The organism is Polaromonas sp. P1_E12, assembly GCF_056405975.1.
In genome coordinates this window covers 45,916-57,706 of record NZ_JBFUBB010000003.1, presented here as the reverse complement: position 1 = coordinate 57,706, position 11,791 = coordinate 45,916, and the positions used below count along the sequence as shown (strand labels likewise).

Genomic DNA, 11,791 nt, shown 5'->3' with positions numbered 1-11,791 from the left:
GGCGGCCTAAACCACTATCAGACCGCTGCAGCACCGGCAACGATTTCCGAAAGTTCTTTCGTGATCGCCGCTTGACGCGTTTTGTTGTACACCAGCTTGAGTTCGCCGATCACGCTGCCGGCGTTGTCGGTGGCGGCCTTCATGGCCACCATGCGGGCAGACTGCTCGGACGCCATGTTCTCGGCAACTGCCTGGTACACCAGCGCTTCCACATAGCGGATCAGCAAATCGTCGATCACGGTCTGCGCATCGGGTTCGTAGATGTAGTCCCAGCCGTGCTGGTCTTTATCGGCCTGCAGGTGTGCTGCCGTCAAAGGCAGCAGCTGCTCGACCACCGGTTCCTGGCGCATGGTATTGATGAACTTGGTGTAGCACAGGTACACCGAGTTGATCTTGCCTTCGCTGTACGCGTCGAGCAGCACCTTGACGGGGCCGATCAGCTTTTCCAGGTGAGGCTTGTCGCCGAGCTGCGTCGCGTGCGACACCACCTTGGCGCCGACCCGGTTCAGAAAACCAAGGCCCTTGTTGCCGATGGCCACAGCCTTCGCATCATGGCCGGCGGCCTGCACTTCCTTGAGCTTTGAGGTCACGGCGCGCAGCACGTTGGTGTTCATGCCGCCGCACAAGCCCTTGTCAGTCGTCACCACGATGAACCCGGTGGCCTTGGCGTCGTTGGACTCCATGAACGCATGGGTGTATTCGGGGTTGGCCTGACTCAGGTTGGCCGTGATGTTGCGGATCTTGTCGCTGTAAGGACGGGCAGCGCGCATCCGCTCCTGCGCCTTGCGCATCTTGGAGGCGGCCACCATCTCCATGGCCTTGGTGATCTTCTTGGTGTTTTCCACCGATTTGATCTTGCCGCGTATTTCCTTGCCTGCTGCCATATGGATTCCTAAGGGGTTCCTGAGGGTTGCTTAATTACTTGCTTGACGATGCGTCAGGCGAGATCAGGCAAACGACTTCTTGAACTCGGCCACAGCCGCGTTCAGTTCAGCCTCAGCATCCTTGTCCATGGCCTTGTTGGCTTCGAGCTTGGCCATCAGGGCCGCGTTCTTGTCCTTCAGGAAGGCGTGCAGGCCGTGTTCGAAAGCCAGGACCTTCTTGACTTCGATGTCGTCCATGAAGCCCTTGTTCACTGCGAACAGCGTGGCGGCCATGTTGGAGATGGACAAAGGCGAGTACTGGGCTTGCTTGAGCAGTTCGGTCACGCGGGCACCGCGGTCCAGCTGTTTGCGGGTGGCTTCGTCCAGATCGGAAGCAAACTGCGCGAAGGCAGCCAGTTCACGGTACTGGGCCAGGTCGGTACGGATACCGCCGGACAGGTTCTTGATCAGCTTGGTCTGGGCAGCGCCGCCGACGCGGGACACCGAGATACCGGCGTTAATGGCGGGACGAATACCGGCATTGAACAGGCTGGTTTCCAGGAAGATCTGGCCGTCGGTGATCGAGATCACGTTGGTTGGCACGAAAGCGGACACGTCGCCGGCCTGCGTTTCGATGATCGGCAGCGCGGTCAGTGAACCGGTCTTGCCCTTGACGGCACCCTTGGTGAAGTCTTCAACGTACTTTTCGTTCACGCGTGCTGCGCGCTCGAGCAGGCGGCTGTGCAGATAGAACACGTCGCCGGGATAGGCTTCGCGTCCTGGTGGACGGCGCAGCAGCAACGAGACCTGGCGGTAAGCCACGGCCTGCTTGGACAAATCGTCATACACGATCAGCGCGTCTTCGCCGCGGTCGCGGAAGTATTCGCCCATGGTGCAGCCAGAGTAGGCGCTCACATATTGCATGGCGGCGGATTCGGAAGCCGAAGCTGCCACGACGATGGTGTATTCCATCGCGCCGGCTTGCTCGAGCGAGCGCACCACGTTCTTGATCGACGAGGCCTTCTGGCCGATGGCGACGTAGACGCAGGAAACGCCCTTGCCCTTCTGGTTGATGATGGCGTCGATGGCCACAGCGGTCTTGCCGGTCTGGCGGTCACCGATGATCAGTTCGCGCTGGCCGCGGCCGACGGGCACCATGGAGTCAATGGACTTCAGGCCGGTCTGCAGGGGCTGGTCAACGGATTTACGGGCGATCACGCCGGGCGCAACCTTTTCAATCACGTCGGTGAGTTTGGCATTGATCGGGCCTTTGCCGTCAATCGGCTGGCCCAGTGCGTTGACCACACGGCCAAGCAGCTCAGGACCCACAGGCACTTCCAGAATACGGCCCGTGCACTTCACGGTGTCGCCTTCGGCGATGTGCTCGTACTCGCCCAGAATCACGGAGCCGACAGAGTCGCGCTCCAGATTCAGCGCCAGGCCATAAGTAGGCGTGCCGTCGGCGGTTGCGGGGAACTCCAGCATTTCGCCTTGCATCACGTCGGACAGGCCGTGGATGCGGACGATACCGTCGGTCACGGACACCACGGTGCCCTGGTTGCGGACATCGGCACTGGCTGTCAGGCCTTCGATGCGGCTCTTGATCAGTTCAGAAATTTCTGCGGGATTGAGTTGCATGACTCTTTCCTTCTTTCTATGTTGTTGGCTAAAAACCGGGGCGCGCCTGAGCGCAAGCTCAGGAAATCAGCGCCACTTTCATTTGCTCTAAACGGGCTTTGACCGAGGTGTCCAGCACCTCGTCACCCACCACGACACGTACGCCACCGATCAGCGCCGGCTCGAGCTCAACCGAAAGGTTGAGCTTGCGGCCAAATCGCCTCTCCAGCGTTGTTGCCAAATCGGCCAATGCGGCACCTTCCAACGGAAATGCGCTGTAAACGGTGGCGTCCGAAGAACCACTCTGCGCATTTTTCAGCGCGCGAAACTGTGCGGCGATTTCCGGCAGGACGCTGATGCGGCCGTTCTCGATCACGGTCCGCAGGAAGTTCTTGGCGGCTTCCGGCAGCTTCGTTTTGGCCACCCCGGAAACTACGTCAAACGTCTGGTTTACCGTCACGCTGGGGTTGCCCGCAAATTGCTGCAACTGCACGTTGGCGGCAATGGCTGCAAGCTCATCGAGCCAGACGGCAGTACCGCCCAGGTCGGAACCAGAGGCCTTGAACAACGCTTCAGCGTAGGGACGGGCAATGGTGGCTAGTTCGGCCATGTTTTACGCTCGCTTAAAGTTCGGTCTTCAGGCGACCCAGCAAGTCAGCATGCACACCGGCATTGACTTCCTTGCGCAGAATCTGCTCTGCACCCTTGACGGCCAGTGCGGCGACCTGCTCACGCAGGGTCTCGCGGGCCTTGACGGTTTGCTGCTCGGCCTCAACCTTGGCGGCGGCAATGATCTTGCTGCCTTCTTCGGTTGCGCGGGCCTTAGCCTCTTCAATCAGGGCCTGGGCGCGGCGCTCGGCTTCCGCCAGGCGCACTGCCGATTCGTTGCGCGATTTGGCCAGTTCTTCTTCCACGCGCTTGTTGGCAACGGAAAGTTCAGACTTGGCTTTATCGGCAGCGGCAAGGCCGTCGGCGATCTTCCGGGCGCGTTCGTCGAGCGCAGCTGCAATCGGTGGCCACACGAATTTCATCGTGAACAGCACCAGAATCGCAAACACGACGAGCTGCGCAAAGAATGTGGAGTTAATACTCACAGCGGCACCTCTGTAGGTTGTCTAGAAAGGCGTGCGATTTACTTCAACACAAACGGGTTGGCAAATGCGAACAGCATGGCAATACCCACGCCGATCAGGAAAGCGGCATCGATCAGACCGGCCAGCAGGAACATCTTGGTCTGCAGTTCGTTCATCAGCTCTGGCTGGCGTGCAGCGGCTTCGAGGTATTTGCTACCCATGATGCCGATGCCGATACATGCGCCGACAGCGCCCAGGCCAATGATCAGGCCAGCGGCCAAAGCGACAAAACCGAGTACGTGTTCCATTTAATGCTCCTATGGATTTAACTAACTAACAAAAATAAAAAAAGAAAGCGGAAACCAGAAAACCAGGGGAAACTGATTCGTGAGAATCAGTGATGGTCGTGGGCCTGCCCCACATAGACCAGCGTCAACATCATGAAAATAAACGCCTGCAGCGCAACGATCAGGATGTGGAAGATTGCCCAGCCCGTGCCCGCGAGCACATGGCCGATGAAGAGGAATACACCGGTCGCAGAGCCGAAGCCCACTGCACCCATCAGCGCGATCAGCATGAACAGCAGTTCGCCCGCGTACATGTTGCCGAAAAGCCGGAGGCCGTGAGATACGGTCTTGGCGGCAAATTCGATCATCTGCATCAGGAAGTTGACGGGATACAAAAACCATTTGTCGCCGAACGGGGCCGAGAACAGCTCATGCACCCAGCCGCCAAAACCCTTGATCTTGACGTTGTAGTACAGGCAAACCAGCAGCACGCCGCAGGACATGCCCAGCGTGGCCGAGAGGTCGGCCGTGGGAACCACGCGGAAGTTGTGAATGCTGTGATCGAGGCCGGTCACAGCAAAAATTGTGTGGAACAGGTCGACAGGCAGGAAGTCCATGGAGTTCATCAGGAAAATCCAGATGAATACGGTGAGCGCCAGTGGGCCGACGGCCTTGCGCGATTCGGCGTTTTTAACGATGCCCTTGGCTTGGCTGTCCACCATTTCGAGCAGGATTTCAACAGCCGCCTGCAGGCGGCCGGGAACGCCGGCGTGCACGCTTTTGGCCACACGCCACATCACGAACATACCGATCACACCCAGGGTGATGGCCCAGAAAATCGTGTCGAAATTGACAACGGAAAAGTCGACGATGCCAGTCTGTTTGTGGTTTTGCAGATGGACCAGGTGGTGACCAATGTACTCACCAGCGGTCAAAGCGTTTCCGGAAGATTCAGCCATTTACGAACTCTTTTCAACTCTTGAAAATGGATTACGCCAACTTTTTCGGCCGGGACTGGAACCAAAGCACCAGCCAGACCACCTTCATTGTCACTACAAGGCCAACCAGCATTGCCGGCCAGCTCAAATCCGAAACCATTCGGGGAGCAGCGAACAACATCGCTACCGTCAGGCCAATCTTGACCATTTCCCACAAAAAAAATCCAGCCACCGCAGCGCCCGGATTCATTGAAGACATCTTGCTGGTCAGGCCGCGCGCAAACAACGCACCCGGGATGACCACCGCCAGCGCACCATAAAGGGCGGACCAGCCTGCACTTTGCCTTCCGGTCAATCCCCAGGCGGCCAGCGCCACCACAAGACCCACCACACTTTGCCCTGCCAATACCACCCAAGGGGAAACCGAGGGGTCCGCTTCACGAAGCTTTTGGGCCTCTTCACGCGTCAAGGGCTTGAAACCCTCATCGCCAGTCTCCATCTCTTCCGTGACACTACGCCCTGTCGCACCCGGATTTCCCGGGTTTGTCGCTGACTTTGCCGAATTTGCCATTTTGGTCGTCACAAATTACGGAAAAGTTACAGGGCCGTTATCAGCAAAGCCCTTGATTATACGTAGAAACCCCTGCGTATCCGACAAAACCCCCGGCCTGAATATGAATTAGGGGCGATTCGCATCATTTGGGTGCGGCTCGCAGCGGGTGGTTCACAATTGTCCGGCGACTGCGGCGCGCCGACCCTCCTACGTAGTTGCACGTGATGCTCCACGATGGCCCAAGCCCCGCATCCATCACCTTCCACCCACCGAAAGAAGCCATGCCCGCCCTGATGAAATTCCTGCACATTGCCGCCGCCATTGCCTGGCTGGGCGGGGTGGTCTTCATGCTGTTCGCCTTGCGGCCTGCCGTCGCCGAACAGCTGGCGCCACCCCAACGCCTGCCGCTCATCGCAAAGGTCATGCAGCGATTTTTCGCTCTGGTCTGGGGCACCATCGGCGTCCTGCTGGTGACAGGCCTGGCCATGCTGCTGGCCGCGGGCATGAAAACCGCCCCCCTGGGCTGGCACCTGATGTTCGGCGTCGGCCTCTTGATGTTCGCGCTGTTCGGGCATCTGTATTTCGGCCCTTTCCGGCGCCTGAAGCTCGCTGTCAGCGCATCCGACTGGCCTGAAGGCGGACGCCGTGTCGGGCAAATCGCCACCCTGGCCATGGTCAACCTGGTGCTGGGCGCGCTGGCGATCGCCGCCGTGATCTTTGTTGCCTGATGCCGGAGCAAACCGGCCGTCTTGAAAACCGCCTGCCATGAGCGCCCCTAAAAGGAAGGCGCCGCAACACCGGCACTGGACGGACCGACTGAAAGCATCCGTGCCGACACGTGAAGTCCTGGCGCAAAACCGGTGGCTCAAACCGGTGGCCCACCGCCTGCTGGATCCCCAGCTGTGGCGGCTGCAGCACGAGGCCGTGGCGCGCGGTGTGGCCATCGGCATATTCTGGGCATTTGCCCTGCCATTTGCACAAACCGTGGCGGCCGCCGCCCACAGCGTCTGGTGGCGCGCCAATATTCCGGTGGCCGCCGGCATCACCTTCATTACCAACCCTTTCACCGTGGGCTTCTGGCTCTGGCTGGCCTATCAGGTGGGCGATCTGCTGCTGGACGCGCCGCCGCCCATCCGCATCTCGGAAGGCGCAGGCATCGTGGCGTGGGCAGCCTCCTTCGGCGGGCCTGCCATCCTGGGCATGGGCATCTTTGCCGTGCTGGGCTCGATTACCGGCTACCTGCTGGTCAAGCTGGGCTGGCGCGTTCGCATCTGGTTCAAACGCCGCCGCCGGCAAACGGCCAGACGTTAGACAATCCGGTACAGGCCGTCCACCAGCAGCCATTCCGACGCACTTTCATTTCCTTTTCAAACAGACCCATGACCACGCTTCCCGCCAACGCCCTTCCCGACACCCCCTGCTACCTCAACGGCGAATTCACCCCGCTCAAAGACGCCAAGATCAGCGTGATGGACCGTGGCTTCATCTTCGGCGACGGTATTTATGAAGTGGTGCCGGCCTACGCGGGCAAGCTGTTCCGTTTTGAGCAGCACATGGCGCGGCTGGAACGCAGCCTCACCGAACTGCGCATCGCCAACCCGCTGACTCGTGCCGAGTGGCTGGATGTTGCTCTCAAATTAATAGCTGCTTGCGCTCAGTCCACGGGCGTTTCAGCCGAAAAAGGCAATCAACTGGTGTACATCCAGATCACCCGCGGCGTGGCCATGCGCGACCATCCCATGCTGCCGGGCCTGACACCCACCGTCTTTGTGATGTGCAACCCGATGAAGCTGCCCAGCGACCAGGCACGCGAAAAAGGTGTGGCCTGCGTCACCGCCGACGACTTCCGCTGGGAAAAGGCCCACATCAAAAGCACCAGCCTGCTGGGCGCGGTGTTTTCGCGCCAGATCAGCGTCGACGCCGGCGCGGTCGAAACCGTGATGTTCCGCGGCGACTACCTGAGCGAAGCCGCTTCCAGCAATGTCTGGATCGTCAAGGACGGCAAGGTCTCGGGGCCGCTAAAGGACAACCTGGTGCTCGAAGGCATCCGTTTTGGCCTGATCGAAGAGATGTGCCGCGCGGCGGGCATTCCTTTTGAGCTGCGCCGCATCACCCGCGCCGAAGTGCTGGCAGCGGACGAGCTGCTGCTTTCGTCGGCCACCAAGGAGGTTCTGCCCATCACCCTGCTGGACGGCCAGGCGGTCGGCCACGGAGTGGAAAAAGGCAAACCTGGCCCCATTTATGCAAAGCTGTACGCTCAATACCAGCGTGCCAAAGTGGCCTGAAAGGACCCATTGCCATGACGACTTCCCCCAGCATCCCCAAAATCATCGGAGTTCCCGGAACGGAGCCCTCGCGCCAGGAATCGCTGATCGAATATCCCTCGCAGTTCCCGATCAAGGTGATGGGTGAAAAGGTCGACGGCATGGTGGCGGCCATCACGTCCATCGCGCACCAGTTCGACCCGGCCTTCGACGCCTCCACCATCGAGCTGCGCGAAAGCAAGGGCGGCAAATACCTGGGCGTCACCATCACCGTCACAGCCACCAGCCGCGAGCAGCTCGACGAGCTTTACCGCACGCTGTCGACGCATCCGATGGTCAAGGTCGTGTTGTAGTCACGACCCAAGGGGAAAGCCGCCGCACATGCAGGCCGAAACACGCACACTAGGTCGGGTTGATTACCTGTCCACCTACGAAGCCATGCAGGCCTTCACGGCGGCGCGCAGCGCCGGGGTTTCAAGCGAAAACGGGCTGCAGCCCAATCAGGACGAGCGCGACCAGCTATGGATTTGTGAGCACCCTCCGGTCTACACCCAGGGGCTGGCGGGTAAAAGCGACCATGTGCTGAACCCCGGTAGCATCCCGGTAGTGCAAACCAACCGCGGCGGCCAGGTGACTTACCACGGCCCCGGCCAGGTGGTGGCCTACCCGCTCATCGACCTGAAGCGTGCCGGCTACTACGTCAAGGAATACGTTTACCGCATTGAGGAATCCGTCATCAAGACCCTGGCGCATTTCGGCGTGACCGGGCACCGCGTAACGGGTTCGCCCGGCATTTATGTGCGGCTGGACGACCCGGCTTCCCACGCGGCCCTGACCGGCCCGGTGAACCCGATGGACCCTTTTCGCGGCCTTGGGAAGATCGCCGCCCTGGGCATCAAAGTCAGCCGGAATTGCACCTACCACGGGGTCGCGCTCAATGTGGCGATGGACCTGGAACCCTTCTCGCGGATCAACCCCTGCGGGTATGTGGGGCTCAAAACTACAGACCTTTCTACAATCGGGGTATCGGCAAGCTGGCAGGAAGCCGCGGATGTGCTGGGCCGCAAGCTCGTCACCTACCTGGCGCCTTGAAGCTCCCTGAAGCGCAAAACCACCTGCCGCCAACACGAAACACCAATTCATGAGCACACCTGACCCCCTCCAAGCCACGGCCAACCCCGTGGTCCGCGACGTCCAGACCGTGGAAGGCTACAACCCGCTGGCCAAGCAAAAGGCCGCGGCCAAGCTGTCGCGCATCCCCGTCAAGGTGGTGCAGGGCGAGATGCTCAAAAAGCCCGACTGGATCCGCGTCAAGGCCGGCAGCCCGACCACGCGCTTTTATGAGATCAAACAGATCCTGCGCGAGAACAAGCTCAACACGGTGTGCGAAGAAGCCAGTTGCCCCAACATCGGCGAATGCTTCGGCAAGGGCACGGCCACTTTCATGATCATGGGCGACAAGTGCACGCGCCGCTGCCCGTTTTGCGACGTCGGCCACGGCCGACCGGATCCACTGGACGTGAGCGAGCCGCTGAATCTGGCGAAAACCATCGCGGCGCTCAAGCTCAAATACGTGGTGATCACCAGCGTGGACCGCGACGACCTGCGCGACGGCGGTAGCGGCCACTTTGTGGAATGCATCCAGAAGATCCGCGAGCTCTCGCCCGCCACCACCATTGAAATTTTGGTGCCCGACTTCCGCGGCCGCGACGACCGCGCGCTCGAGATCCTGAAGGCCGCACCGCCCGACGTGATGAACCACAACCTCGAAACCGCACCGCGCCTTTATAAAGAAGCGCGCCCCGGCAGCGACTACAACTTCAGCCTGAACCTGCTCAAGAAGTTCAAGGCCTTGCACCCCGATGTGCCGACCAAGAGCGGCATCATGGTGGGCCTGGGCGAGACCGACGAAGAAATTTTGCAGGTGATGCGCGACATGCGCGCGCACAACATCAACATGCTGACCATCGGCCAGTACCTGGCGCCCTCGACCAGCCACTTGCCGGTGCGCCGCTATGTGCACCCCGACACCTTCAAGATGTTTGAAGAAGAAGCCTACAAAATGGGCTTTACCCACGCCGCCGTGGGCGCCATGGTGCGCAGCAGCTACCACGCCGACCAGCAGGCCCATGCCGCGGGTGTGGCCGACAAGGCCGACGCGGCCATCGCTGCTCTTTAATTCCCGCAACATGACCCTGCCGCAAGGCTCCCTGTCGCTGCGCCACTACGGCGCGTCGCACGGCAGCCATGCGCATGACCACTTCCAGGTACTGCTGGGCCTGAGCGGTGTGCTGGAACTGGAAGTACGCGGACGCGGGCGGCGCATCGCGGCAGGCCAGGGCTGCGTGATCACACCCGGCGACCGGCATGACTTCGAATCACGTGACGGCAGCCGCTGCCTGGTGCTGGACACCGCACAACCTGATTGGGCCCGCTGCGCAGCGGACCCCGCCAAAACCGGGCAAGCGTTGGCGCTGGCCCATTACCTGGCCGAAGCACTGCAGCAACCCGGTGGCCTGGCCCAACGCCATGGCCCGGCGCTGTTGCTGGAAGCCTGGCAACCCACAACACCCGCATCAACGCCCTTGCGCTATGCGCGGCCCATCCACTGGGAACAGCTGGCCACCTGGACACAGCAGCGCCTGCATGAGCCACTGAGCGTCGCGCAACTGGCCGCGCAGGTGTTTTTAAGCCCGACGCAGTTTGCCGCGCGCTGCCGGCGCGAGACCGGCCTCAGCGTGATGCAGTGGCTGCGCCGGCAACGCCTGGCACTGGCCGTGCAGCTGCGCGGCCGCGGCATGAGCGTGGCCGACACCGCGCTGCACTGCGGCTACCAGTCGCCCTCAGCCCTGACGGCCGCGATGCGGCGCGCCGGGCCGGGCAGCGCCTGACCTTTACGGATTTTCAATAGCGGCTCGGGTCGTTCGGCCGGCGGTCGTAGCGGTTGCGCACACCGTCGCCATCGCGGTCACCCCGGCCATAGCCAGGGCCATAACCTGGCGCGGGGGCGGGCACGACACGGTATTGCGGTCCGTTGTCATAGGCTACCGGGTAAGCCACGCAACCCGACAGGGCGGCCATGCCGGCCAGCGCCAGCAAGAGGATGGAAAGCTTTTTCATGGTGAGTCTCCTTGGGTTTCATGCGATTTCGGAGAAATCTGCCATGCCATTGCAACTGAAGTCCGTACGGGCAAGGTGTCTGCGGCGCCCCTCGCACGTGAAGCTCGTTACCGGATGTTGGTCTGCGCGTAGGACATACGCCTGAATCCCTGAAACCGTCGTTGCACGACAACAAAGCGTTGCCCTGCGACGACGCGCCCGGTGCGGCCCCCTATGCTTGCCGCCATGCCAGCCAATCTGTACGCACTGGGCGCCATCGCCCTCTGGACCCTGCTTGCCTCGCTCGGGGTCTCGCTCAAACACGTTCCACCCTTTCTGCTCACCGGCGTTGCGCTGCTGACCGGCAGCCTGCTGGCCCTGCCTTTTGTGCTGCGGGACCGCGCGCAATGGAAGATTCCCACCGCCACGCTGGCGCTCGGCGTGTATGGCCTCTTCGGCTATCACTTCCTGCTTTTCATCGCGCTGCGGTATGCGCCGGCGGTAGAGGCCAACCTGGTGAACTATCTCTGGCCACTCTTCATGGTGGTGCTGGCGCCGCTGTTTCTGCCTGGGGTGCAGTTACGCACCGTGCATGTGGTCGCAGGCCTGCTGGGCTTTTCTGGCGCGGCCATCGCCATTCTGGGCACAGGGGCCGACGGATCTTCCTCCGGCGGCTGGTCATGGGGCTATCTCCCGGCGCTCGCCTCGGCCTTTATCTGGGCCAGCTACTCGCTGCTGACAAAACGGGTGCCGGCCTTTCCTACCGCAGCCATCGGCCTCTTCGGCCTGGTCTCAGGCGTGCTCTCGCTGCTGTGCCATTGGGCGCTGGAGCCTGCCGCCACGCTGTCGGTGCAAGACTGGCTATTGCTGGCGGTGCTGGGCGCAGGGCCGCTGGGCGCGGCGTTCTTTCTCTGGGACAAGGCCCTGAAGCTGGGCGACGCGCAGCAGATCGGCATCCTCAGCTACCTCACGCCGCTGGGCTCGACTGCGCTGCTGATGGGGGTGAGCGGCCGCGCGCTGAGCTGGAGCATCGCCCTGGCGGCGGTGATGATCATCGGCGCTGCGCTGCTGGGAACAAGAGCCAAATAGGCCCGCAG

Annotated in this window: 16 protein-coding genes; 8 read left to right on the top strand and 8 right to left on the bottom strand. The window is 61.4% G+C overall.

Annotated features, from left to right (window positions below; genetic code table 11):
• Nucleotides 1–17 precede the first annotated feature (17 nt).
• The 7 genes from atpG to AC1D13_RS10110 form a co-directional block, all read right to left on the bottom strand.
• The gene (atpG, locus tag AC1D13_RS10140) at nucleotides 18–884 is read right to left on the bottom strand and encodes a F0F1 ATP synthase subunit gamma (RefSeq protein WP_457281582.1); all 867 of its coding nucleotides are present in this window, start codon (nucleotides 882–884) and stop codon (nucleotides 18–20) included.
• Between the two features lie 63 nt (nucleotides 885–947).
• Nucleotides 948–2,501 carry a F0F1 ATP synthase subunit alpha gene (gene atpA / locus AC1D13_RS10135; RefSeq protein ID WP_457281583.1) on the bottom strand — a complete coding sequence of 518 codons (1,554 nt, stop codon included), beginning with the start codon at nucleotides 2,499–2,501 and terminating at the stop codon, nucleotides 948–950.
• Between the two features lie 58 nt (nucleotides 2,502–2,559).
• The gene (locus AC1D13_RS10130) at nucleotides 2,560–3,090 is read right to left on the bottom strand and encodes a F0F1 ATP synthase subunit delta (RefSeq protein ID WP_477689482.1); all 531 of its coding nucleotides are present in this window, start codon (nucleotides 3,088–3,090) and stop codon (nucleotides 2,560–2,562) included.
• Between the two features lie 13 nt (nucleotides 3,091–3,103).
• Nucleotides 3,104–3,574, bottom strand: a complete 471-nt coding sequence (locus AC1D13_RS10125; protein ID WP_457281585.1) for a F0F1 ATP synthase subunit B — start codon at nucleotides 3,572–3,574, stop codon at nucleotides 3,104–3,106.
• A 38-nt stretch (nucleotides 3,575–3,612) separates the two neighbouring features.
• Entirely contained in the window at nucleotides 3,613–3,861 is a 249-nt protein-coding gene (gene atpE, locus AC1D13_RS10120) for a F0F1 ATP synthase subunit C (RefSeq protein WP_293400282.1), read from the bottom strand.
• An 86-nt stretch (nucleotides 3,862–3,947) separates the two neighbouring features.
• Complete coding sequence (gene atpB, locus AC1D13_RS10115) at nucleotides 3,948–4,799, bottom strand: F0F1 ATP synthase subunit A (protein ID WP_457281586.1); 852 nt, start codon at nucleotides 4,797–4,799, stop codon at nucleotides 3,948–3,950.
• Nucleotides 4,800–4,830: 31 nt separating this feature from the next.
• Entirely contained in the window at nucleotides 4,831–5,349 is a 519-nt protein-coding gene (locus tag AC1D13_RS10110) for an ATP synthase subunit I (protein ID WP_457281663.1), read from the bottom strand.
• A gap of 263 nt (nucleotides 5,350–5,612) precedes the next feature.
• Here AC1D13_RS10110 and AC1D13_RS10105 point away from each other — a divergent pair, with 263 nt between their 5' ends.
• The 7 genes from AC1D13_RS10105 (at nucleotide 5,613) to AC1D13_RS10075 (ending at nucleotide 10,486) form a co-directional block, all read left to right on the top strand.
• On the top strand, nucleotides 5,613–6,059 hold the full coding sequence (locus tag AC1D13_RS10105; RefSeq protein ID WP_477689481.1) for a DUF4149 domain-containing protein: 447 nt from the start codon (nucleotides 5,613–5,615) through the stop codon (nucleotides 6,057–6,059).
• 37 nt (nucleotides 6,060–6,096) lie between these two features.
• Nucleotides 6,097–6,642: a DUF2062 domain-containing protein gene (locus AC1D13_RS10100; RefSeq protein WP_457281588.1), complete on the top strand. Its 546-nt coding sequence runs from the start codon at nucleotides 6,097–6,099 to the stop codon at nucleotides 6,640–6,642.
• Nucleotides 6,643–6,710: 68 nt separating this feature from the next.
• On the top strand, nucleotides 6,711–7,616 hold the full coding sequence (locus AC1D13_RS10095) for a D-amino acid aminotransferase (RefSeq protein ID WP_477689480.1): 906 nt from the start codon (nucleotides 6,711–6,713) through the stop codon (nucleotides 7,614–7,616).
• Between the two features lie 14 nt (nucleotides 7,617–7,630).
• The gene (locus tag AC1D13_RS10090) at nucleotides 7,631–7,948 is read left to right on the top strand and encodes an HP0495 family protein (protein WP_457281590.1); all 318 of its coding nucleotides are present in this window, start codon (nucleotides 7,631–7,633) and stop codon (nucleotides 7,946–7,948) included.
• 28 nt (nucleotides 7,949–7,976) lie between these two features.
• Entirely contained in the window at nucleotides 7,977–8,687 is a 711-nt protein-coding gene (gene lipB, locus AC1D13_RS10085) for a lipoyl(octanoyl) transferase LipB (RefSeq protein ID WP_477667626.1), read from the top strand.
• Between the two features lie 49 nt (nucleotides 8,688–8,736).
• Nucleotides 8,737–9,774 (top strand): lipoyl synthase, encoded by a 1,038-nt coding sequence (lipA, locus tag AC1D13_RS10080; protein WP_477689479.1) that lies wholly within the window; start codon nucleotides 8,737–8,739, stop codon nucleotides 9,772–9,774.
• Nucleotides 9,775–9,784: 10 nt separating this feature from the next.
• On the top strand, nucleotides 9,785–10,486 hold the full coding sequence (locus AC1D13_RS10075; RefSeq protein ID WP_477689478.1) for a helix-turn-helix domain-containing protein: 702 nt from the start codon (nucleotides 9,785–9,787) through the stop codon (nucleotides 10,484–10,486).
• A gap of 13 nt (nucleotides 10,487–10,499) precedes the next feature.
• Here AC1D13_RS10075 and AC1D13_RS10070 read toward each other — a convergent pair whose 3' ends face one another.
• Nucleotides 10,500–10,715 carry a hypothetical protein gene (locus AC1D13_RS10070; RefSeq protein WP_457281594.1) on the bottom strand — a complete coding sequence of 72 codons (216 nt, stop codon included), beginning with the start codon at nucleotides 10,713–10,715 and terminating at the stop codon, nucleotides 10,500–10,502.
• Between the two features lie 225 nt (nucleotides 10,716–10,940).
• Here AC1D13_RS10070 and AC1D13_RS10065 point away from each other — a divergent pair, with 225 nt between their 5' ends.
• Nucleotides 10,941–11,783: a DMT family transporter gene (locus tag AC1D13_RS10065; RefSeq protein ID WP_477689477.1), complete on the top strand. Its 843-nt coding sequence runs from the start codon at nucleotides 10,941–10,943 to the stop codon at nucleotides 11,781–11,783.
• The last annotated feature ends 8 nt before the right edge of the window (nucleotides 11,784–11,791 follow it).